Annotated in this window: 17 protein-coding genes; 15 read left to right on the forward strand and 2 right to left on the reverse strand. The window is 67.7% G+C overall.

Going from position 1 to position 22,313, the window contains the following annotated elements:
• The 15 genes from D9V32_RS13585 to D9V32_RS13655 form a co-directional block, all read left to right on the forward strand.
• A partial coding sequence (locus D9V32_RS13585; protein WP_147440493.1) for a ribosomal protein L7/L12 occupies positions 1–170 on the forward strand: 170 nt, incomplete at its 5' end.
• A 161-nt stretch (positions 171–331) separates the two neighbouring features.
• Positions 332–883, forward strand: a complete 552-nt coding sequence (locus tag D9V32_RS13590; protein ID WP_121649540.1) for a MarR family winged helix-turn-helix transcriptional regulator — start codon at positions 332–334, stop codon at positions 881–883.
• Positions 880–2,106 carry an MFS transporter gene (locus tag D9V32_RS13595; RefSeq protein ID WP_121649462.1) on the forward strand — a complete coding sequence of 409 codons (1,227 nt, stop codon included), beginning with the start codon at positions 880–882 and terminating at the stop codon, positions 2,104–2,106. The genes D9V32_RS13590 and D9V32_RS13595 overlap by 4 nt, the downstream gene beginning before the upstream one ends.
• A 194-nt stretch (positions 2,107–2,300) precedes the next feature.
• Positions 2,301–3,686, forward strand: coding sequence for an ABC transporter substrate-binding protein (locus D9V32_RS13600; protein WP_121649463.1), 1,386 nt, complete (start codon positions 2,301–2,303; stop codon positions 3,684–3,686).
• A gap of 12 nt (positions 3,687–3,698) precedes the next feature.
• Positions 3,699–4,829 carry a carbohydrate ABC transporter permease gene (locus D9V32_RS13605; RefSeq protein ID WP_121649464.1) on the forward strand — a complete coding sequence of 377 codons (1,131 nt, stop codon included), beginning with the start codon at positions 3,699–3,701 and terminating at the stop codon, positions 4,827–4,829.
• A 4-nt stretch (positions 4,830–4,833) separates the two neighbouring features.
• The gene (locus D9V32_RS13610) at positions 4,834–5,829 is read left to right on the forward strand and encodes a carbohydrate ABC transporter permease (protein ID WP_121649465.1); all 996 of its coding nucleotides are present in this window, start codon (positions 4,834–4,836) and stop codon (positions 5,827–5,829) included.
• Positions 5,830–5,996: 167 nt separating this feature from the next.
• Complete coding sequence (locus D9V32_RS13615) at positions 5,997–7,856, forward strand: ABC transporter ATP-binding protein (protein ID WP_121649541.1); 1,860 nt, start codon at positions 5,997–5,999, stop codon at positions 7,854–7,856.
• Positions 7,857–7,969: 113 nt separating this feature from the next.
• Positions 7,970–9,337 carry a cystathionine beta-synthase gene (locus tag D9V32_RS13620; protein ID WP_121649466.1) on the forward strand — a complete coding sequence of 456 codons (1,368 nt, stop codon included), beginning with the start codon at positions 7,970–7,972 and terminating at the stop codon, positions 9,335–9,337.
• A 197-nt stretch (positions 9,338–9,534) separates the two neighbouring features.
• On the forward strand, positions 9,535–10,725 hold the full coding sequence (locus tag D9V32_RS13625; RefSeq protein WP_121649467.1) for a cystathionine gamma-synthase: 1,191 nt from the start codon (positions 9,535–9,537) through the stop codon (positions 10,723–10,725).
• A gap of 186 nt (positions 10,726–10,911) precedes the next feature.
• Complete coding sequence (locus D9V32_RS13630; protein ID WP_121649468.1) at positions 10,912–12,579, forward strand: ABC transporter substrate-binding protein; 1,668 nt, start codon at positions 10,912–10,914, stop codon at positions 12,577–12,579.
• Positions 12,576–13,721 carry an ABC transporter permease gene (locus tag D9V32_RS13635; protein WP_121649469.1) on the forward strand — a complete coding sequence of 382 codons (1,146 nt, stop codon included), beginning with the start codon at positions 12,576–12,578 and terminating at the stop codon, positions 13,719–13,721. The genes D9V32_RS13630 and D9V32_RS13635 overlap by 4 nt, the downstream gene beginning before the upstream one ends.
• On the forward strand, positions 13,718–14,584 hold the full coding sequence (locus D9V32_RS13640; protein WP_121649470.1) for an ABC transporter permease: 867 nt from the start codon (positions 13,718–13,720) through the stop codon (positions 14,582–14,584). Before D9V32_RS13635 ends, D9V32_RS13640 begins: the two co-directional genes overlap by 4 nt.
• Positions 14,585–14,636: 52 nt before the next feature.
• Positions 14,637–16,319: a dipeptide ABC transporter ATP-binding protein gene (locus D9V32_RS13645; RefSeq protein ID WP_121649471.1), complete on the forward strand. Its 1,683-nt coding sequence runs from the start codon at positions 14,637–14,639 to the stop codon at positions 16,317–16,319.
• 15 nt (positions 16,320–16,334) lie between these two features.
• The gene (locus D9V32_RS13650; protein ID WP_121649472.1) at positions 16,335–17,717 is read left to right on the forward strand and encodes an NtaA/DmoA family FMN-dependent monooxygenase; all 1,383 of its coding nucleotides are present in this window, start codon (positions 16,335–16,337) and stop codon (positions 17,715–17,717) included.
• A gap of 382 nt (positions 17,718–18,099) precedes the next feature.
• Positions 18,100–19,395 carry an MFS transporter gene (locus D9V32_RS13655; protein WP_183086324.1) on the forward strand — a complete coding sequence of 432 codons (1,296 nt, stop codon included), beginning with the start codon at positions 18,100–18,102 and terminating at the stop codon, positions 19,393–19,395.
• Between the two features lie 67 nt (positions 19,396–19,462).
• Here D9V32_RS13655 and D9V32_RS13660 read toward each other — a convergent pair whose 3' ends face one another.
• Both D9V32_RS13660 and xylA read right to left on the reverse strand, forming a co-directional pair.
• A complete protein-coding gene (locus D9V32_RS13660; RefSeq protein ID WP_121649474.1) occupies positions 19,463–20,974 on the reverse strand; it encodes a xylulokinase in 1,512 nt (503 codons plus the stop codon).
• A gap of 74 nt (positions 20,975–21,048) precedes the next feature.
• The gene (gene xylA / locus D9V32_RS13665; RefSeq protein WP_121649542.1) at positions 21,049–22,242 is read right to left on the reverse strand and encodes a xylose isomerase; all 1,194 of its coding nucleotides are present in this window, start codon (positions 22,240–22,242) and stop codon (positions 21,049–21,051) included.
• Positions 22,243–22,313 lie beyond the last annotated feature (71 nt).

The following is a 22,313-nucleotide window of genomic DNA, read 5'->3' on the forward strand; positions in this document are numbered from 1 at the left end:
AGATCCAGGTCATCAAGGTTGTGCGCGAGCTCACCTCGCTGGGTCTGGGCGAGGCCAAGGCTGTTGTCGACGGTGCCCCCAAGGCTGTGCTCGAGGGCGCAAACAAGGAAGCCGCCGAGAAGGCAAAGGCTGCTCTGGAAGAGGCTGGCGCAACCGTTACCGTCAAGTAATTTGGGCTCCGCGAGGAGCACTTACTTGAGCGTAATGCGCTGAGTCGATCTTCTGATCGCATTCGTAACGCGTGGCACCCCCGGGTGCCACGCGTTACCGCGTTAAGCGGTGAAATATCCCCTCACAGTATTTATATAGCTTGGCTATGTATTATGTGGGTATGTCCAGTTCTGAAGTATCCACCTCGCGGCGTGATCTGCACGCCATCCTGGGCGACCTCGTGTTTTCGGCACACCGACTCACCCGCTTCGCCGCCCACTCCACCTCCAGCACCGAATCGCCCGCCATCTGGCGCACCCTCGACGCCCTGAACACCACCGGGCCGATGCGCACGGGCGAACTTGCCCGCCACGGTCGGGTGTCCCAGCCCACGATGAGCAAGATCATCCGCCTGCTGGAGCAGCGCGAGTGGGTCGCCCGCGTCGCCGATCCGAGCGACGCCCGCGCGACCGTGCTGGAACTGACCGCCGCGGGCCGGGACGCCCTGACCACCTGGCGCGAAACCCTGTTGGGCGCGCTCGAACCCCGCTTCGCGGTGCTCTCCGATGGGCAGCTCGACACCCTGGATGCCGCCGCCGCGATCCTCGCCGAGCTGGTCAGCGGCACCGGCCCCGTGCGCCCCGATGCCCCCGAAGTCGCAGAGCTGCCTGCGGTAGCCGAGCCGCCTGCGGATGAGGCCGCTGAGGCAGACTACACCGAGCCCCGCGCATGAGCGGCCAGAAAACCGGCACCAGCATGTGGAAGCAGCCCACCGCTGTCTGGGCCGTGGTCTTTGCCTCGGTCATCGCGTTCATGGGTATCGGTCTGGTTGACCCCATCCTGCCGGCCATCGCCAAGGATCTCGACGCGACCCCGGCCCAGGCCGAGCTACTCTTCACCTCCTATCTGCTCGTTACCGCGGTGGCGATGTTCTTCTCCAGCTGGATCTCCAGCCGGCTCGGAGCCAAGCGCACGCTGCTGCTCGGCCTCGTCATCATCGTGGTGTTCGCGCTCGGTGCGGCGCTCTCGGGCAGCGTGGATGAGATCATCGGATTCCGCGCGGGCTGGGGCCTCGGAAACGCGCTCTTCATCTCCACGGCGCTCGCGACGATCGTCGGGGCGGCCAGCGGCGGTGCCGGGTCCGCCATTGTCCTCTATGAGGCGGCGCTCGGCGTGGGGATCGCCGTGGGCCCGCTGCTCGGCGGCCTGCTTGGAAACATCAGCTGGCGTGGCCCGTTCTTCGGCACCGCGAGCCTCATGGCGATCGGATTCATCGCGATCCTGACCGTGCTGAAAAAGGAGCCCGCGAAGCCCGCGCCCGTGCGAGTGACCGCGGCCTTCCGCGCCCTCGGCCGTCCGGTACTCGCACTGCTCGCGGCCACCGCGTTCTTCTACAACATCGCGTTCTTTATCCTGCTCGCCTACAGCCCCTTCCCGCTTGAGCTCGGTGCAACCGGGCTCGGGTTCGTGTTCTTCGGCTGGGGTGTAGCGCTGGCCTTTACCAGCGTGGTGATCGCGCCGATTCTGATCCGGCACTTCCGCCGCTCCCGCCTCCTCATGGTGGTGCTCGGCGCACTGACCCTCGACCTCATCGCCGCGGCGCTGGTCGTGCAGAACCGCACCGCGCTGATCGTCACGATCATCGTCGGCGGCCTGATCCTCGGTATCTCAAACACCGTGCTCACCGAGGCCGTCATGGAGTCCACCGACCTGCCGCGCTCGGTCGCCTCCTCGGCCTACTCGGGCGTGCGCTTCCTCGGTGGTGCCGTGGCCCCGCCCGTCGGTGCGCTGCTCGCCGCGGCGATCGCCCCCTCGGCCCCGTACTACCTGGCCGCGGCCGCCGCGCTCGTGGGCGTGCTGATCCTGGTGTTCGGTCGGAAGGCACTCGTCTCGGCCGATATCGGACACGAGAGCGTCGTCGAGGAGGCCGCGGACATCGCCCTGGGCGACGCCTAGCACTCACATCCGTTGTGGACGCTGGCGCGGTGGGTTTCCGGGGAACCGGACCCACCGCGCCCTCGTTTTCGGAGGGATGATCCGGGTGCAATGCCCTGGACTCCCAGTGGATTGCAGGTGTTTGGCTGTTGTTCGGGGGTGCCCACGCTGCGATCCTGAGGCTTCACCTAGGCGCCACTCGAGGGAGCGTGACCATGCCTTCACCCATCCTGCCCACCACCCATTCGTCACCCCCGAGTGTTTTCACTCGGCCACTCCGTTCCCGCGCGGGGCGTGCTCGGTTTATCCCGAGCATTGCGCTGGCCGGTGCCGCGGTGATGGCGCTCAGCGCCTGTGGCGGCCCCGGCGGCGGTACCGCCACGGACGACGGCACCACCGTCACCATCACCACCAGCATCGGGGGCGAGGAGGGCGTGGCACTCGAAGCTTCCTGGGCAGACTGGGCCAAGGAAAACGACATCACCATCCGGCTCAACACCGACAACGGATTCGAACAGCGAATCCAGGCCCAGGTGCAGGCAAATAAGACCCCGGATCTTGCGATCTTCCCGCAGCCCGGCCTCCTCACCGACCTCGCCCGAAAAGACGCCCTGACCCCCGTGCCTGCACCGGTGGCCGCGGCCCTCACCCAGAACTTCACCAAAGACTGGCAGCAGTACGGCACGGTAGACGGCGTCGCCTACGGTGTGCCGATGCTCGCCTCGGTCAAGGGGTTCGTCTGGTACTCGCCCACGACGTTCGCCGAGCGCGGCTGGAACGTGCCCACCAGCTGGCAGGGCCTGCTCGACCTCACCGCGCAGATCCGTGCCGATACCTCCACGGCGCCGTGGTGCGCCGGGTTTGCGGCGGGGGCGGCGAGCGGCTGGCCCGGCACCGACTGGATCGAAGACCTGGTGCTGCGTCAGTCCGGCCCCGAGGTTTACGACGGGTGGATCGACAACAGCGTTCCGTTTAGCGATCCGCGCATCCAGTCGGCCTTCACCGAGGCCGGAAAGATCCTCACCAACCCCGAGTACGTCAACGCGGGCTTCGGCGGTGTCTCCTCGATCAACACCGTCGGATACGGCGACGAAATCGCCGCGGCGCTGAAGGCCGAAACCTGCACGCTCACCCGGCAGGGCGCCTTCTTTGACACCTTCGCGCGCACGGCCGGCCTGACCGTGGGCCCGGAGGCCGACCTCTGGGCCTTCCAGACGCCCGGATTCGGCACCGAGGGTGGCGGCGAAAATGCCGTCACCGGGGGCGGCGACATCGTCGCGGCGTTCAATGATCGCGAAGCCACGGCAAAGGTGCTCGAGTACCTGGCCTCGCCCGAGTGGGCAAACGCCCGGGTAAAGCTCGGCGGCGTCATCTCGCCCAACACCGGGCTCGACCCGGCATCCGCCACGAGCCCCATCCTCGTCGAGTCGATCGCGGTGCTGCAAAACCCGAACATCACCTTCCGGTTCGATGCCTCCGACCTCATGCCCGCCGCCGTCGGAACCTCCGGGTTCTTCACCGGCGTCACCAACTGGATCGACGGCGCTTCGATTCCCGATGTCACTGCCCGAATAGACGCCACCTGGCCCGATCAGAACTAGCGGGGATACCGCGTGCCCGCACTCTTTACCTGGATCGCGACGCTCCCCGCTCTGCTGCAGGGCGTCGCGATCCTGGCGGTATTCGTGGCCCTGATCGGGCTGATCATCCTCGCGGTCGAATACCTGCCGCGCCCGGGGAGGGGCGGCACCCTCCTCCGTCTCGCCCTCTCGATACTCGTGCCGGTGGTTCTGCTTGCACTCCTGCACACCTACGAGATCGCCATCGCCGGGGGCGCGCTGGTGGGGCTCGGCCTCTTCCTCCTCGACCGGCGCTCCCGCGGCGGCGCGGGCCGCCTGCTCCAGCTCCTGGCGTTTCTGCTCCCGGCCGCCGTGCTGCTGGTGGTGGGGCTCGTGATCCCCTTCGTCCGCACCGTGTTCTTCGCCTTCCAAAACGACGCCGGCACCGAGTTCGTCGGGCTGCGCAACTTCACCTGGATCTTCTCAAACCCCGAAAGCCTCGCGACCATCGGCAACACCCTGATCTGGGTGCTCGTGGCCCCGGCCGCATCCACGCTCCTCGGGCTGCTCTACGCGGTATTCATCGACAACGCCCGGGGGGAACGGGTCTACAAGCTCCTGGTGTTCCTGCCGATGGCGATCTCCTTCGTCGGGGCATCGATCATCTGGCGACTCGTGTACCAGGCACGTCCAGAGGGCGACGCCCAGGTGGGCCTCCTCAACGCGATCCTGGGGGTATTCGGAGCCGCCCCGGTCGACCCACTCTCGAGCGCCCCGGCCAACACGTTTGCGCTCATCGTGGTGTTTGTCTGGATCCAGGTCGGGTTCGCGATGGTCGTGATCTCCGCCGCCATCAAGGGGGTGCCCGCCGATCAGCTCGAGGCGGCGGCGCTCGACGGTGCCGGGGCGCTGCGCCGATTCACCCAGATTACGGTGCCGTGGATCCGCCCCACCCTGATCGTGGTGCTCTCCACCGCCTCGATCGCCTCCCTCAAAATCTTCGACATCGTCATCGCGATGACCAACGGCCGCAACTCCTCCGGGGTGCTCGCCCAGCAGATGTACGAGCGCTTCACCCTCGGCGAGAACGGGCGGGCCGCGGCCTACGCGCTACTGCTGTGCCTCCTCGTGATCCCGCTGATCGTGATCAACGTTCGCAACCTCCGACACAGCCGAGAGGGCTAGCCCGATGACCCACACCGAGATACCTCCCGCGAGCGGAGCTTTCCGGCGACCCACGCGGCACACGCCGCGGAAAGCCGAGCGCCGACCGAGCACCAGCGGCACGGGCACCGGCCGCCTTGACCGCGTCCGCGCCCGGCTGAGCTCCCGGGCCGCCACCGCGGTCGCCCTCCTGATCGCCGTGGTCTGGACCCTGCCCTCACTCGGGCTCCTGGTCTCCTCGTTCCGCACGCCGGACGCCGTGGCCTCCAGCGGCTGGTGGCGCGCGTTCGGCGACGACGCCCTCACCCTCGACAACTACGCGGCCATCTTTGATCCCACCCGGGTCCAGGTCAACCTCGCCGAGGGGCTGATCAACTCCCTCGCGATCACGATCCCCGGCGCGATCCTGCCACTGGGGCTCGCCCTGCTCGCCGCCTATGCGTTCGCCTGGATTCCGTTTCGCGGCCGCAACACGCTCTTCATCACGGTGTTCGCGCTGCAGATCCTGCCCGTACAGATGGTCATGGTGCCGCTGCTGCGGCTGTTCAGCGGCGGGGAGATCTTTGGCACGGTGGTGGTGCGTCCGCTGGATGGCAGCACCGGGTTTGCCTCGATCTGGCTGGCACACACAATCCTCGCCCTGCCCCTCACGATCTTCCTCCTCCACAACTTCGTGGCGAGCCTCCCCGCAGACCTCTTCGAGGCCGCCCGCATCGACGGTGCCGGGCACGGGCAGATATTCCTGCGCATCGTGCTGCCGCTCGCAATGCCCGCCATCGCTTCGATCGCGATCTTCCAGTTCCTCTGGGTGTGGAACGATCTCCTGATCGCACTGGTCTTCTCCAGTAGCGATCAAAACCCGATCACGGTCATGCTCACAAACATGGTTGGAACACAGGGCCAAAACACCTACCTCCTCTCGGCGGCCGCGTTCATCTCCATCATCATCCCGCTGGGTGTCTTCCTCGGTCTACAGCGCTACTTCGTCCGGGGTCTGCTGGCCGGCGCGACCAAGGGTTAGCCGGAGGCGGGCCGAAACGGCGGTCCGCCCACCCGGACGGGGTGCGATTGATATGCCCTCGTGTCGGGTTTCCGGGGGTATGCTGACCGCATGGGTATGCGCGTAACGAGGGTGAGAATCGAAGGGGTCCGGGGCCGAGGTTTCGGAAAGATCCCCGCCCTATGAGCATGCGTGGGCCCGGCGGAGGCCGCGGCGGCGGGCGAGTGAGCGGTGCGGACGAGTCCGCCCAGCGGGCAATGAACGCGCAAGCCCCCAAGATCCCGCACCTGCTGCGCAGAATCTTCACCCTCTTTGCCCCCTACAAGACCAAGATATCCCTCACCATCGGGCTGGTGCTGATCGGGGCGGCTCTCTCCGTCATTCCGCCGCTGCTGGTCTCGCGGGCGTTTGACCAGGGCCTGTTCCCGCCCGGGGGGACACCCAACCTTCCGGTGCTGACCTGGATCGTCCTGGTCATGATCGCCATCTTCATCGTCTCCACCGCACTTGGCGTCTGGCAGACCTGGCTCACCGCCACCGTCGGAAACTCCGTCATGGGCGACCTGCGCGTGCGGCTGTTTCGCCGCTTGCAGGAGATGGAGCTGAGCTTCTTCACCCGCACCAAAACCGGTGTGATCCAGTCGCGGCTGCAGAACGACGTGGGCGGGGTGTCCTCCGTCCTCACCAACACGATCTCGAGCGTGCTGGGCAACACGGTCACGGTGCTCGCGGCGCTCGTCGCGATGCTGATGCTCAACGTACAGCTCACGATCATCGCGCTCATCCTGATGCCCATCCTCGTGATCGCGCAGCGTCGGGTGGGCCAGGTGCGTGCCCGCATCGCGACCCAGACGCAGGAATCGCTGTCGGAGATGACCGCGATCACCCAGGAGACGCTGAGCGTTTCGGGCATTCTGCTGGCGAAGAGTTTCGGCCGTCAGGAGGCCGAGATCGGTCGCTACCAGTCGGCCAACCGGGTGCAGGTGAGTCTGCAGGTGCGCCAGCAGATGAGCGGCCAGTGGTTCTTCGCGATGGTCAACATCTTCCTGTCCTCGATTCCCGCGATCGTGTACCTCGCCTCGGGGTACCTGATTACCGATGGGCACCTCGATATTTCCGCGGGTGTGATCGTCGCGTTCACCACGGTGCAGTCGCGGCTGCTGTTCCCGCTGATCTCGATCATGCGGGTGGGCCTCGACCTGCAGACCTCGGGGGCGCTGTTTGCGCGAATCTTCGAGTATCTCGATCTCAAGCCAGCGATCGCCGATGCCCCGAACGCGGTGGACGTGGCCGAGGCACCCGGCCCCGCCGGGCAGATCGACTTCGACGACGTGACCTTCCGCTATCCGGATGCCACCGAGAGCGAGCGCGCGACCCTGGACGGCGTCAGCTTCAGCATTCGCCCCGGCCAGTTCGCGGCCTTTGTGGGGCCGAGTGGCGCGGGAAAAACCACGATCTCGTATCTGATTCCGCGCTTCTATGACGCGACCGGCGGCACCGTGCGGTTCTCCGGCACCCCGGTGACCGGGCTCACCCACGAGTCGCTGGTGGACCGCATCGGCGTGGTCAACCAGGAAACCTACCTGTTCCACGCGTCCATCGCCGAGAACCTGCGCTATGCAAAGCCCGATGCGACCGATGCCGAGCTCGAGGCCGCCGCCCGCGCCGCCAATATTCACGACACCATCGCGCGCTTCCCCGAGGGGTACAACACCCTGGTGGGGGAGCGCGGCTACCGCCTGTCGGGTGGGGAGAAGCAGCGCGTTGCTATTGCACGCGTTCTACTCAAGGATCCGCCCGTGCTCATCCTTGATGAGGCCACGAGCGCGCTCGATACGCTCTCCGAGCGGGTGGTGCAGCGCGCGCTCGAGCAGGCGTCGGAGGGGCGCACCACCGTGGCTATCGCGCACCGTTTGTCGACGATCGTGTCCGCGGACGTCATATTTGTGCTCGAGGGCGGGAGGATCGTGGAGTCCGGAACCCACGAGGAACTGCTCGCAACCGAGGGTTTGTATGCCCGACTGTTCGCCGAGCAGATGCACGGCTGATCCCGAGAAAACCTCGATAACGTAACACTCGGTTTCCGCCGGTTACAGTTATGGTTGCGGATAGCTCTCCGCCGCCGCCCGAAAATCCCGGGCGCGAGTAAGGAATCACACGCATGAAGTACGCAGAGTCCGTCGTGGACCTGATCGGCAACACCCCGCTGGTCAAGCTGAACCGGGTCACCGAGGGCATCACCGCTACCGTTTTGGTGAAGGTTGAGTACCTGAATCCCGGCGGATCGGTGAAGGATCGCGTCGCGCTGAAGATGATAACCGCCGCGGAGAAGTCCGGCGAGCTGCGCCCCGGCGGCACCATCGTGGAGCCCACCAGCGGTAACACCGGTGTGGGCCTGGCCCTGGTCGCGCAGCAGCGCGGATATAAGTGCGTGTTTGTCACCCCGGACAAGGTGGGCGAGGAGAAGCGCGACGTGCTGCGCGCCTACGGTGCCGAGGTCGTGGTGACGCCCACCTCGGTGAGCCCGGATTCCCCGCAGTCGTACTATGCGGTGTCCGACCGGCTGACCGCCGAGATTCCCGGGGCGTATAAGCCCAACCAGTTCTTCAACAACAACGGCCCGCTGAGCCACTATGAGTCGACCGGTCCGGAAATCTGGCGCGACACCGACGGCCGGGTCACCCACTTTGTGGCCGGTGCCGGCACCGGCGGCACGATCTCGGGGGCCGCGCGCTACCTGCGCGAGGTCTCGGATGACGGCGTGCGCATCATCGCCGCCGACCCCGAGGGGTCGATCTACTCCGGTGGCACCGGTCGCCCCTACATCGTCGAGGGTGTGGGCGAGGACATGTGGCCGGGCACCTATCACCCCGAGCTCGTGCACGAGGCCATCGCGGTGAACGACGCCGAGTCGTTTGCGATGACCCGCCGCCTGGCCCGCGAGGAGGGCCTGCTCGTGGGCGGTTCCAGCGGCATGGCCGTGGTAGCCGGGCTGCGCGTGGCGCGGGAGCTCGGCCCGGAGGATGTCGTGGTGATCCTGCTGCCCGATTCCGGCCGCGGCTACCTCACCAAGGTGTTCAACGACACCTGGATGCGTGACCTCGGTTACGACCACGGCGAGGGCGAGACCCTCGCGAGCGTGCTGCCCGCGGACGTGAGCGCCGCGCTGCCGCGCCTCGCCCCCACCGACACCGTGACCGCCGCGAGCGCCCGCCTGCGCGAGCTGGGCCTGCCCGCGCTGCCCATCATCACCACCACCGAGGATCCCGTACTCGGCGAGGTCTGGGGTGCGGTGCGCGAGTCCGACCTGCTCTCCGGCATTCTCGCCGGTGAGATTTCCGGTGACACCGCGGTGGACCGCGGCATCGGCGCCAGCATCGCGACCATCGGTTCGGGCCGCAGCATCACCGAGGCCCGCGCCGCCCTGGACGAGCACGGCATTCTGCTGGTGCTGACCGATGGCAAGCCCGTCGCGATCCTGACCCCCGGCATCCTGCTGGACGCACTGGCCGCGAAGGCCACGGCATAATGAGCGAGATCCTCGGGGTTCCGGTGGCCGTGCTCGCCGCCACCGCGACCCAGAACGTGTCCGGTATCACCGGCGAGTGTCCGCGCTAATCGCCCCGTAACATCGCGTTTCGGGCGACCCCGTCGCCACCACTCCTGGCGTGCCTCGCACGCCCCTCCGCGCCACGCGCGCACACGCTCTTTCCGAAAGGACACCCCATGACCACCTCCTCTTCCGCTTCCTCCTCCTTCGAGGGTTTCGCTACCCGCGCCATCCACGCCGGCCAGGAGTTTGACCCCACCACCGGTGCGGTGATCCCGCCGCTCTACCTCACCTCGACCTTCGTGCAGGCCGGGATGGGTCAGCTGCGCGGCGGCTACGAGTACTCCCGCGGCGGCAACCCCACCCGCACCGCGCTCGAGGTGCAGATGGCGGCGCTGGATAACGCCGCCCACGCGATCACCTTCTCCTCGGGCCTCGCGGCCGAGGACGGCCTGCTGCGCGCGATCCTGCGCCCCGGCGACCACGTGGTCATCGGAAACGACGCCTACGGCGGAAGCTACCGCCTGATCAGCCGGGTCTTCGGCCCGTGGGGCATCACCCACACCGTGGTGGACCTCGGCGACGCCGATGCCGTGGCCGCGGCAATCACCGAGAACACGAGGATCCTCTGGGTCGAGACCCCCTCGAACCCGCTGCTCGCGATCACCGACATTGCGGCGCTCGCCGAGATCGCCCACGCGAAGAACGTGCGCGTGCTCGTGGACAACACCTTCGCAACCCCGGTGCTGCAGCAGCCGCTCGCCCTCGGCGCCGACATCGTGGTGTACTCCACCACCAAGTACATCGGCGGCCACTCGGACGTTATCGGGGGCGCGATCGTGCTGAACGATGACGAGCTGGCCGAGGCTGTACGCTTCCAGCAGTTCGCCGTGGGCGCGATCTCCGCCCCGCTCGAGGCCTGGCTGACCACCCGCGGTATCAAGACCCTGCCCCTGCGAATGCGTCAGCACGGTGAGAACGCGCAGGCCGTGGCCGAGCTGCTGGAGTCGCGTCCCGAGGTCGAGCGCGTGTACTACCCGGGCCTCGAGAGCCACCCGGGCCACGAGCTCGCGAAGAAGCAGATGAGCGGCTTTGGCGGTATGGTGTCGTTCGCCCTGCGTGGCGGACGCGACGCGGCCATCGCGTTTGCCGAGAGCACCGAGCTGTTCCAGCTTGCGGAGTCCCTCGGCGGCGTGGAATCGCTCATGAACTACCCGGCGCTGATGACCCACGCCTCGGTTGCCGGCACCGAGCTGGCCGTGCCGGACAACGTGCTGCGCCTGTCCGTGGGCGTCGAGGACGTCGCGGACCTGCTGGCCGACCTCGAGCGCGCCTTCGATCGCACCGCGGAGCGTCTGGCTCAGTAACACGCCCTCACTGCCGGGTGGCTCCTTCGGGGGTCACCCGGTTTTTTGTGCCGTGGTGCATTGCGAAGTGTGACGGGGGATGACTCGGGGCGTCTTTTCGGATAGCGGGCGTTGTGATACGCGTGTGAACATGCTGACACCCGTTCACGTGGCAAATTGTCACCATCCCCCTCGAAAGGCACCCCGATGCGTTTGGGCCCCAAAAAACTGCTCCCGCTCCTTGGCACACTGACACTGGCAGCGCTGCTCGCGGGCTGTGCGGCCCCCGGTGCGGCCACACCCGGAGGCGGCACCAAGGACGTCGGTGCGCCCGTCGATGGCGGTACGCTGACCTTCGCAACCGACCGTGAACCGCGCTCGCTCGACTCCGCCGCCGGACAGGACCAGCCGCAGGCCCTCATCGCCCGCGCCTACCTCGACTCCCTGGTGCGCCAGGAGTCGGACGGTTCGTTCACGCCGTGGCTCGCGAAGTCTTGGGAGATCTCGCCGGACGACCTGACCTACACCCTCCACCTCCGCACCGACGTGCACTTCACCGACGGCACCCCGTTCAACGCCGCCGCGGTCAAGGCCAACGTGGACTACTGGCTCGACCCCGCCACCGCCGCCTCGGAAACCTCCAGCGCGTTTGAGAACTTTAAGAGCCTGGAAACCCCGGATGACTCCACCGTGGTCATCACACTGAGCGCGCCCTACGCCGACTTCCTCTCGGTGCTGGCCTCCTCCTTCGCGGGCATCCAGTCGCCCGCCGGTATCGCCCGCGGTATCGAGGGCAATGCTGCCGCACCGATCGGATCCGGCCCCTTCAAGATCGAGTCCTGGGACAAGCAGTCCCAGGTGGTCCTGGTCCGTAACAAGGACTACAACTGGGCACCGGCCACCGCCGCCCACCAGGGCCCGGCGCACCTCGACAAGATCATCTGGCGCTTCATCTCCGAACCGACCACCCGCTTTGCCGCGCTGCAGTCGGGTGAGGTCGACGCGATCGAGACGATCCCGCCGGAGAGCTTCCAGACCGCAACGAGCAGCGACAACCTGACCCTGATCGACGGTAAGCGCGCCGGCGTGCCGGTCCAGCTCGACTTCAACACCAAGCGTGCCCCGTTCAACGACGTCTCCGTGCGCCAGGCATTCCGCTACGCCACCGACGTGGAGGCGGGCCTGAAGAGCGTGTTCTTCGGTGCCTACCAGGGCTTCGGCGGGGCGCTCTCGCCGAGCACCATCTTCTTCGACCCGGCGTTTGAGAAGACCTACACCCGCAACCTCGACAAGGCGAACAAGCTCCTCGACGAGGCCGGATGGACCACGCGCGACTCCGCCGGATACCGCACCAAGGACGGCAAGCGCCTCACCGCGAACGTCTCGATGGGCTTCGGCACCCTGCCGCAGGAGTACTTCCTGCTCGACCAGATCCAGGGCAGCGTCAAGGAGGTTGGTATCGACCTCCAGTACGAGAAGCTCGATGACGGCCAGGCTGCCCAGCGCCGCGCCGACTGGGACTACGACCTGACCAAGGACTATTGGGGTGGCCCGAACACCGCCGCCGCGCTCTTCTTCCTCTACGAGAGCACCCAGAACATCCCCACCGCCGCCGGGTACCACAACAACGGCACCGGCTACGAAAACCCCGAGCTCGACGCAGCCATCAACCAGGCAAACCTGATTACCGACCCCGCCAAGCGTCAGGCACTGTACTCGACCGCGCAGAAGATCATCTCCGAGCAGGCCCTCGCGGTGCCGCTGTACATCCAGCCGCTGCAGTACCTGTACCGCAACGATCGGGTGGCCGGGGTCAACACCGACCCGCGTTCGAACCAGGCGTCCTTCTACGACAGCTGGGTCCTCGCTCGATGACCCAGAGCTCCCCGCCACGCGCATCCGGGAGCGAAGCGGTGCCCGCCGGTACGGAAACCTCCGTACCGGCGTTCGCCGCCCCTGCCTCCGAACCTGCCCATGCCTCCGAACCCGCTGATGCCGCTCCCCCCGCTGCGGCCGCACTCCCGAGTCCTCCCGCCGCCGATCCTCGCGCTCGCGCGGATCGGCGGGACGATACCCGTGCCTTCCTCACCTTCCTCGCGCTGCGCATCCTCGCCGGTCTCGGCGTGGTGCTCGTCGCGGTGAGCCTCGGGTTTTTCCTCCTGCGCCTGGTCCCCGGGGCCGACTCCGTGCAGACGCTGATCGGTGCCAACGGGCGGGCACTCACCAACGAGCAGATCGCCGCGGTGCGGGCCGATCTGGGCCTCGATCACTCCCTGATCGTGCAGTATGGCATCTACCTCGGCAAGCTCGTCACGGGTGACCTTGGCACCTCGTACCTGCAGCGGCAACCGGTGTCGCTGATCCTCGGTCCGCAGATTCTCTCGACGCTGCAGCTCGCCGGCACCGCCCTGGGGTTCGCCTGGATCCTCGCCACGGTGTCGACCCTGCTGACCGCCGGGCGTCGCCGCCTGATCGAAACCCCCGGCCGCGTGGTCGAGATCATCGCCGCGAGCCTCCCGCAGTTCTGGCTCGGGCTCATGCTGCTGCTCGTGTTCGCGATCGGTTGGCACTGGTTCCCGGTCTCCGGCGGCACCGGATTCTCCGGAATCGTGCTGCCCGCACTCACCCTGGCGATCCCGCTGGCCGGGCTCATCGGTCAGCTCACTCGTGAGTCCTTCACCGAGGCGCTTGACCAGCCGTTTGTGCTCTCCGCTCGCGCCCGCGGGCTCTCGGATCTCTCGGTGCGCTTCCGGCACGCGCTGCGCCACGCCCTCATCCCGGCGCTCGCGTTCTCCGGGCAGTCGATCGGGTGGCTGCTTGGCGGCACCCTCGTGGTGGAGGAGATTTTCGCCCGCCCGGGGATCGGCCGCGTGATCTTCGCGGCGGTGAACTCCCGTGATCTCCCGCTGGTGCTCGGCGTGGTCATCGTGGTGGCGGTGGGCTACGTGCTCGTGAGTATCATCGTCGACATTCTGTACCGCATCATTGATCCGCGAATCGGAGTAAACGGCGCATGACTCAGACCCAGTACTCGCTCTCCTCGGTGCGGCAGGACCTCCGCCCGCGCCGCGTCCGGCTGTGGGGCATCCCGTTCGGGGTAGCGCTCGCCCTCGCCTTCGCCCTGTTTCTGCTGGTGGCCGCGGTCGCCCCGCAGATCGTGGCGTGGGGTGACCCGTTTGCCACCGACCCCGCCGCGGCGTTTTCTGCCCCCGGGGCCGCGCACATCTTCGGTACCGATCACGCGGGCCGCGACATCTACACCCGCATCGTGTTCGGTGCCCAGCAGTCGCTTCTGATTGGCGTGGCCGCCACCGCGATTGGGGTGGGCGGCGGGCTCATCCTCGGGCTCGGCTCGGCACTCGCACCGCGCGCCGTGGACCTCGTGGTGGGCCGCCTCATCGAGGTGCTGTTTGTGTTTCCGACCGTGCTGATCGCGCTCATCCTCATCTCGATTCTCGGCTCCGGAATCGGTCCGCTGATCGTCGCGGTGGGGCTCGGAACCGTGGCCGATAGCGCTCGCCTCATCCGCGCGCAGGCGCTCAAGGTCAAGCACGGGGAGTTCGTGGCCGCCTCCCGAGCCCTCGGCCGTTCGAGTACCGCGGTGCTCCTGCAGACCATTGCCCCCAACGTCATCCGTCCGATCTTCGTGATCGCGACCCTCGGTGTGGGCCAGGCGATCCTCTGGGCCTCGAGCCTGTCGTTCCTCGGCCTCGGGGCCGCACCGCCCTCGCCCGAGTGGGGCACGATGCTGGCCGACGGGCGCAACTACCTCCAGGTGGCCTGGTGGATCTCGCTGTTCCCCGGCCTCTTCATCACCCTCAGCGCGCTCAGCCTCACGATTATCGGCCGGTTCCTGCAGCAGCGCACGGAGGGACGATAGCCATGACGACCATCGATCGTTTTCGAGACCAGTGCACGGAAGGACGTCAGCCATGACCACACGGGAGTACACCGGGCCGCTGGCCGAGGTTGAGGGCCTGCGCGTGGAGTTTGAGCGCGCCGATGGAAGCCGGATCACCGCGGTGCACGATCTCGGCTTCTCCGTGGAGCCGGGCAAGATCACCGCCCTGGTGGGGGAGTCGGGATCGGGCAAGAGCGTGTCCGCGCGCAGCCTGATCGGGCTCGCCGGGCAGGGCGCACGGGTGGGGGCCGAGCGGCTGGACGTCCTCGGCCGCGATGCCCGCGCGTTTACCGACCGACAGTGGCGGTCGATCCGTGGCCGCGAGGTGGGGCTCATCCTGCAGGACGCCCTGACCTCGCTCGATCCGCTGCGCCCGATCGGCCGCGAGATCAGTGGTGCCCTCACCGCGCACCGCTGGGGAACCCGCGACACCCGACGTGCCCGCGTGCTGGACGCGCTCGCCGAGGCGGGGCTGGACCAGCCCGAGCGGTACGTCCGGGCTCGCTCGGGCGAGCTCTCGGGTGGGCAGCGACAGCGTGCACTCATCGCGCAGGCCCTCGCGGCCGGTCCCCAACTCCTCATCGCCGATGAACCCACCACCGCCCTGGATATGACGGTGCAGGCCCAGATTCTCGACCTCTTTGAGCGGTTGCGGGATCGTGGCCACGGCATCCTGCTGATCTCCCACGACCTCGGCGTCGTCGGTCGCTTGGCCGACACCGTGCTGGTACTCGGGGAGGGCCGGGTGGTGGAGAGCGGCAGCGCTCGGGAGGTCCTGACCGCACCCCGGGCCGAGTACACGCGGGCGTTGCTCCGGGCGATCCCGGATCCGAGCCGTCGCGGACAGCGGCTGAGCGCGGCCCCGCCGCTGGCGATCGAGGGGCGTGCGGGGGCACCGGTGCCCGCGAGCACCGCGGGAGACGTCACGGCCGATACCGCGGTCAGCGCACGCGGCGTGGGACGCACCTACACCGCTCGCGGCGGCTTCGCCCTGGCCGACATCAGCTTCGACGTTCCCCGGGGCACCACCCTCGGTATCGTCGGGGAGTCGGGGTCGGGAAAGTCGACACTCGCGCGTCTCCTGGGCGCACTGGATACGCCGAACACCGGGGAGATCACCGTCTTCGGTGAGCCCTGGTCGGCCCTCAGTAACCGCGAGCGTGTGCCCGTGCGACACCGGGTGCAGGTTGTCTATCAGGACCCGCTGAGCTCGTTTGATCCGCGGCACCGCGTGATCACGATCCTGCTCGACGCCCTGCGGGTGAACGCGGATCGCCCCGGTGGCATCACCGATCGAGCGGCGCAGCGTGCGCGCGCACTCGAACTGCTCACCCAGGTGGGCCTCTCCACCGATCTCGCCGACCGGCATCCGCTCTCGCTCTCGGGCGGCCAGCGGCAGCGCGTGGCCATCGCCCGGGCGCTGGCCTGCGCCCCCGACGTCCTCATCCTCGATGAGCCCGTCTCAGCGCTCGACGTCTCGGTTCAGGCGCAGGTGCTCGACCTCCTCCAGGATCTCCAGCGCGCCCTCGGGCTCACCTACCTCTTCATCAGCCACGACCTCGCGGTGATCCACCACGTGAGCGATCGCGTGCTGGTGCTTCGGCACGGCCGCGCCGTCGAAATCGGGGAGGCGGACCAGGTTCTGCAACACCCCGAGAACGCCTACACGCGTGAGCTCGTGGCCGCCATCCCGCATCCCCTCCCCACTCCCTAGCCTGAAAAGGACAGCATGACCACTCCCCAGAAACCCCTCGTCTTTGGCGTCTACGAGCAAGCCGCCGTGGGCCTCGGCGGTGTGCCGAGCCTCTGGACCCACCCCGAGGATGAGCGACTCGGTATCGACCGCCTGCCGTTCTGGCAGAACATGACCACCATTGCCGAGCAGGCAAACCTCGATGTCTTCTTCTTTGGTGATGTCCTCGGCCTGTATGACATCTATGGCGGCGGGCATGAGTCCGCCGTCGAGTGGGCAGTGGAGGCTCCGGCGAACGATCCGCTGCTCTACGTGGCCGCACTCGCCGCCCAGACGAAGAACCTCGCCTACGGCCTGACCGCGAGCACCACCTATGAGCACCCGTTTGCGTTTGCGCGCCGGCTCAGCACCCTCGATCACCTCTCCGAGGGGCGCATCGGATGGAACATCGTGACGTCGTATCTGGAGAACGCCGCCCGGAACTTTGGGCTCGATGGCCAGATCAAGCACGATGACCGCTACGACCGTGCCGAGGAGTTCCTCGACGTGGTCTACAAGCTGTGGGAGGGCAGCTGGGCCGACGATGCGATCATCGCGGACAAGGCGGCCCTGCGCTATGCCGACGGTAGCCGGGTGCGTCGCATCGATCACGAGGGCGCGGTCTACCGCGTCCAGGGGCCGCACCTCACGAGCCCCACCCCGCAGCGCACGCCGTTCCTCTTCCAGGCCGGATGGAGCCCGCGCGGCAAGGCGTTCGCCGCGAAGCACGCCGAGATGGTGTTCGTGGGCAACGGCGACCCCGAGGCGGTGCGCACCGGCCTGATCGATATCAACACCCAGGCGCGCGCCCTCGGCCGCGAGGAAAACGCGGTGCAGTCGCTCAGCGTGATGCGCCTCGTGGTGGGTCGCACCGAGATCGAGGCGCAGGAAAAGTACGACCTCCTGCAGAGCAACTATCACCTGGAGGCGCAGCTGGTGAGCTACGCCGGCGACACCGGGATCGACCTCAGCCAGTACGCCGATCACGAACCCCTGGGCTCGCACAGCGAGGGCTTCGCCTCGAACGTGCGCAACCACGGGAAATCCGCCACCCCGATCACCGCGGGCGAGCTGCGTGCGCAGTTCTCGAGCGTCACCCGCGGACAGGGCACCACCTTCGTCGGCACCCCCGAGCAGGTGGCCGACCAGATTGAGCAGCGCGCCGCCTACACCGGCACCACCGGTTTCATGCTGACGCAGTTCATCTCGCCGGGCTCCCTCGAGGACTTCACCACCCTCGTGGTGCCCGAGCTCATCAAGCGCGGGCTCTACCGCGAGGACGCCCCCACCGGCACCCTTCGCTCACGCCTGCGCGCCGACGGCTCCAGCCGCCTCGACCCCGGGCACCACGCCGCCTCGTTCCGCTTCCCCGCGCGGTAGGTAAGCGCACTCGGCTCACGCTCAGAAAACGGAAGTCAACCGGGCGGTTTCCCTCGTGGAAACCGCTCGGTTTTTTGTGCCCGGGGCACCCCACCCCCAAACGGAGGCCGCGATCGACTCCGAGGGCCACGCAGAGCGGGCAGGATGGGTGACCGAACGGTAAGGGTGCGGGCGCGTGAGAGGAGGAGATCCCCGTGATACTGGGGTTTCGTGGGGGAGGCAATCGGTTAGGAAACGGTCATTTTGGCGGAGGGAACGGGCGGGGGTGCGCAAAAAATCGCGTGTTAGCGTGAGGAAATCATCCCCCACGCAGTTTCACTCAATGAGGAGAAGTACCTTCCGTGCACCCTCACTGTTTGCGTACCGAAACCGAGGCCCCCGTATGACCACCACCCTCGTCCCGCGCCGCGGGATTCTTGAACGCCTCGGCCTGACCGCGCCGATCGCGATCGGTCTCGCCGCGGTCACCGTGTTCCTCATCGGCGACGGCATCGAATCGGTCTGGCTGGCCAACTACCTGCACACGGCCGAGGGTTTCACCGTCGCCGAGGCCAGCGCCGTGATCACCGCATACGGCATCGTCGTGGCCATCGCTTCGTTCTTCTCGGGCGCGCTGCCCGAGGCGCTCGGCGTGCGCCGGGTGATGACCATCGGGCTCGTGGTGTTCCTCGTGTTCGCCGCGCTGTTCATCCTGGTGGCGCTGCCCTCCCAGAACCTCGGCCTCGTGATCGGCATCTACGCGCTGCGCGGCATCGGCTATCCGTTCTTCGCCTACGGCTTCCTCACCTGGGTGCTCAACTCCTCCGCCCCCGAGAAGCAGTCCTCGGTGGCCGGCTGGTTCTGGTTCGCGTTCTCCTCCGGCATGCAGATCATCGGCCCGGCCCTCGCGAGCGTGCTGCTGCCCGGCACCGGCGCGATCGCGACCCTCTGGGTGGGCTTCGCGCTCGCCGCCCTCGGTGGTATCGCCGGTATCGTCTTCCTCGGTCGCACCGCGGAGGCGACCGCCCCGACCGAGCACGGAGGAGCCTCGGCGGCCCTGGCTCGTGGTCTCTCGATCCTCTGGCGTCGCCCCAAGGTTTCGCTGCTGCTGATCGTCAAGGTCGTGAACCTCGCAGGTCCCCTGGCCGTGGCCGTGTTCTACGTGCCCTACCTGGTCTCCGAGATCCACCTGCCCGAATACCTCGCGATCAACGTCTTCACCGTCTACGGCATCTCCGCGGTGATCGGCAACGTGGTCTGGGGCAACCTCGGCAACCGCATCGGCTGGCACCGGGCGACCCAGTGGATCGCGACCCCGCTGTGTGCGCTGGGCATCTTCGCCTACTACTACATCCCGCAGCTCGTCGGCCCGAACTTCGCACTCATCGCCCTCGCCTCGGTCATCATGGGCGCCGGAGCGAGCGCGTACGTGCCGATGAACCCGCTCGCGATCGCCCACGGTCACGGCGAAACCGGCGCGATCATGTCGGTGCTGAACCTCGGTGCGGGACTCGCCGCCGTGGTGGGCCCGGGTCTCGTGGCCGCCCTCGTGGCCGTGACCGGATACCAGGGCATCGCCTGGGGCCTGATCGCCCTCTACGGCGTCGCGTTCATCGTCACGATGTTCCTCAAGCTTCCCAACGAGGCCGAGCTACGCAGCGCGCAGTCCGCACAGATCGCGGTGCCGGTCGGTCACTAGCCCGCGGAACACACGAACGCCCGGCACCCGCGAGAGGGGGCCGGGCGTTCGGCGTTTCATCCGTCGGCTAGCGCACCGCGCGGGCGGCGTATCCGGCTCGAATCTCGGGATGGTGATTCGGGGCGGGCGCAGCCGAGATCTCCAGCGCCCAGTCCGGTCGGGTGCCGGTGAGGGCCCAGGCGGCCTGAACCGCGCCGCCGTCGGCCACGTACTCACCGGGAGTCGGGATGACCACCGGCACGTCAAACACCTGGGCGGCGATCGCCTGCACGGCGACGTTCTGCGCGGCACCGCCGATCACCAGGATGCGCTGGGCGTCTACCCCCTGCTCGCGGGCGGCATCGAGGCCGTCGGCGAGGCCGCACAGCAGACCCTCGATCGCGGCGCGGGCGAGGTTCGGGCGGGCGGTGGAGTCGAGGGTCATACCGAACAGCGTTGCGGTGGCATCCGGCAGGTTGGGCGTGCGTTCGCCCTCAAAATAGGGCTGCAGGACGAGGCCGCGAGCGGCGGGTTCGGCCTCGAGTGCGAGCGTGCCCAGGCCGGTGTGATCCACGCCGAGCAGCCCGGCGATCGCGTCGAGGATGCGGGCGGCGTTGAGCGTACACACCAGCGGCAGGTATTCTCCCGAGGCCGCCGCAAAACCCGCGACGGTGCCGGTGGGGTCGTTCGGTGCGGCATCGGTCACGGCAAAAACGGTGCCGCTGGTACCGATCGACACCACGACGTCGCCGCTCTGCGCGCCGAGGCCGAGGCCCGCGGCCGCGTTGTCTCCGGCACCGCCGGCCACGATGACCCCCGAGGTGATTCCCCCGGGGGAGTCTGCCACCGCTCCGGTGAGCAGACGGGCGTCGATTCCGGTGCCTGCGGCCTCACCCGGGGCCACGATCGCGGGCAGGATGACCTCGCCCGCGGGAGTCGAGGCGCCGGCAGTCGCTGCGGCCGATGCGCCAGCCACCCGGGCGCTTCGACCGAGGGCGCGCGTGAAGAGTTCGAAATCGTACTGCCCCGAGCGGGCCGACCAGTAGGCGGTGCCGGAGGCATCGGAGGGATCGGTGCGCAGCTGTTCGAGATCCGGGCCGAGCGGGCTCTCGCCCTCGGGGCCGAAGCCGCGTAGTCGCCAGGTCAGCCAGTCGTGCGGCAGTGCCACCGCGGCCACCCGGGCGGCGTTTTCCGGTTCGGCATCGCGCAGCCAGCGCAGCTTGGTGGCGGTAAACGAGGCCACCGGGACAACGCCCACGCGCTCGGCGTAGGCGTCGGCACCCACCTCGTCGATCAGATCGAGTGCGGCCTGGGCGCTGCGGGTGTCGTTCCAGAGCAGGGCGTCACGGATCACACGCCCCGCGGCATCCAGTACCACCATGCCGTGCTGCTGCCCGGCCACCGAGATCGCCGCCACATCGGAGAGGCCGCCGGCGTCGGCGATCGCGGTGCCGAGGGCGCTCCACCAGGCCGCCGGATCCACCGAGGTTCCGTCCGGGTGGCTCGCGCGGCCCTGCCGCACGAGGCGACCGGTTTCGGCATCGCGAATAACAATTTTGCAGCTCTGGGTCGAGGAGTCGACGCCGGCAACGAGGCTCATGGGTGTCCTTAGAAAATCTGTGGGGCGGGTGGATCGACGTACGATCCACCCGCCACGAGGGTACTGCGTGTGGGTTAGGCGCGGAAGCCCAGCAGGTGCTCAACCGCGAGCTGCTGCAGGCGCACGAAGCCGAAGCCCTGGCCGCCGAGGTAGCGCTCGGGACCGAAGTCCTCGTAGGCCGAGCGGTCGGCGATGAGGTCGTCGTAGCTCTCGCCCGGGTTCAGCGTGGGCTGGGACAGCTCGGCCACCTTGGCGGCGGCGAGTGCCTCCTGCACCTCGGGGTCGGCGCGGAAGGCCGCGGCGCGCTCCTTGAACATCAGGTAGTTGGCCATGTTCGCGGCGGCGGAGTCCCAGACACCGGTGATGTCCTCGGTGCGGCTCGGCTTGTAGTCGAAGTGACGCGGGCCGTCGTAGGCCGGGCCACCGTTCGGTCCACCGTTTTCGAGCAGGTCAACGAGGGAGAAGGCGTTCATCACGTCGCCGTGACCGAACACGAGGTCCTGGTCGTACTTGATGCCGCGCTGGCCGTTGAGGTCAATGTGGTAGAGCTTGCCGTGCTCAATGGCCTGGGCGATACCGGCGGTGAAGTTCAGACCGGCCATCTGCTCGTGGCCCACCTCGGGGTTGACACCCACGAGCTCGGGGCGATCCAGGGTGTTGATGAAGGCGATGGCGTGACCGAGGGTCGGCAGCAGGATGTCGCCGCGGGGCTCGTTGGGCTTGGGCTCGATCGCGAAGCGGATGTCGTAACCCTTGTCGGTCACGTAGTCGCCGAGCAGGTTGACGGCCTCGCGGTAGCGCTCAAGGGCCGCACCGATGTTCTTGGCGGAGTCGTACTCGCTGCCCTCGCGGCCGCCCCACATGACGAAGGTCTTCGCGCCGAGTTCGGCGGCGAGGTCGAGGTTGCGGATGACCTTGCGCAGCGCAAAGCGTCGCACGTCGCGGTCGTTGGAGGTGAAGCCGCCGTCCTTGAACACCGGAGCGGAGAAGAGGTTGGTGGTGACCATCGGCACCACGATGCCGGTGTCGGCCATGGCCTGCTTCAGGCGGTCGATCTGCTTCTGCCGGGCGGCGTCGGTCGAGCCGAAGGCGAAGAGATCGTCGTCGTGGAAGGTCAGGCCGTAGGCACCCAGTTCGTTGAGTCGTTCAACGGCCTCGACGACGTCGAGTTCGGGGCGGGTGGGGCCGCCGAACGGGTCGGTTCCGTTGTAGCCAATGGTCCAGAGTCCAAAGGAGAACCGGTCGGCTTTGGTGGGCTTCGTTGCCATGCTGATGTCCATTCATCCAGGGAGTTTGTTGCGTTGCAGGACATATTACGGGCTAATTGTTGTTTACGCCA

It is taken from the genome of Mycetocola tolaasinivorans (assembly GCF_003667565.1).
Classification (GTDB): Bacteria; Actinomycetota; Actinomycetes; order Actinomycetales; family Microbacteriaceae; genus Mycetocola; species Mycetocola tolaasinivorans.

What these genes read in the sequence shown, in the direction of transcription:
- xylA (WP_121649542.1), bottom strand. Translation starts at nt 22,242, where the DNA reads ATGGCAACGAAGCCCACCAAAGCCGACCGGTTCTCCTTTGGACTCTGG.
- D9V32_RS13600 (WP_121649463.1), top strand. Translation starts at nt 2,301, where the DNA reads ATGCCTTCACCCATCCTGCCCACCACCCATTCGTCACCCCCGAGTGTT.
- D9V32_RS13590 (WP_121649540.1), top strand. Translation starts at nt 332, where the DNA reads ATGTCCAGTTCTGAAGTATCCACCTCGCGGCGTGATCTGCACGCCATC.
- D9V32_RS13615 (WP_121649541.1), top strand. Translation starts at nt 5,997, where the DNA reads ATGCGTGGGCCCGGCGGAGGCCGCGGCGGCGGGCGAGTGAGCGGTGCG.
- D9V32_RS13630 (WP_121649468.1), top strand. Translation starts at nt 10,912, where the DNA reads ATGCGTTTGGGCCCCAAAAAACTGCTCCCGCTCCTTGGCACACTGACA.
- D9V32_RS13640 (WP_121649470.1), top strand. Translation starts at nt 13,718, where the DNA reads ATGACTCAGACCCAGTACTCGCTCTCCTCGGTGCGGCAGGACCTCCGC.
- D9V32_RS13635 (WP_121649469.1), top strand. Translation starts at nt 12,576, where the DNA reads ATGACCCAGAGCTCCCCGCCACGCGCATCCGGGAGCGAAGCGGTGCCC.
- D9V32_RS13650 (WP_121649472.1), top strand. Translation starts at nt 16,335, where the DNA reads ATGACCACTCCCCAGAAACCCCTCGTCTTTGGCGTCTACGAGCAAGCC.
- D9V32_RS13625 (WP_121649467.1), top strand. Translation starts at nt 9,535, where the DNA reads ATGACCACCTCCTCTTCCGCTTCCTCCTCCTTCGAGGGTTTCGCTACC.
- D9V32_RS13595 (WP_121649462.1), top strand. Translation starts at nt 880, where the DNA reads ATGAGCGGCCAGAAAACCGGCACCAGCATGTGGAAGCAGCCCACCGCT.
- D9V32_RS13645 (WP_121649471.1), top strand. Translation starts at nt 14,637, where the DNA reads ATGACCACACGGGAGTACACCGGGCCGCTGGCCGAGGTTGAGGGCCTG.
- D9V32_RS13655 (WP_183086324.1), top strand. Translation starts at nt 18,100, where the DNA reads ATGACCACCACCCTCGTCCCGCGCCGCGGGATTCTTGAACGCCTCGGC.
- D9V32_RS13660 (WP_121649474.1), bottom strand. Translation starts at nt 20,974, where the DNA reads ATGAGCCTCGTTGCCGGCGTCGACTCCTCGACCCAGAGCTGCAAAATT.
- D9V32_RS13610 (WP_121649465.1), top strand. Translation starts at nt 4,834, where the DNA reads ATGACCCACACCGAGATACCTCCCGCGAGCGGAGCTTTCCGGCGACCC.
- D9V32_RS13620 (WP_121649466.1), top strand. Translation starts at nt 7,970, where the DNA reads ATGAAGTACGCAGAGTCCGTCGTGGACCTGATCGGCAACACCCCGCTG.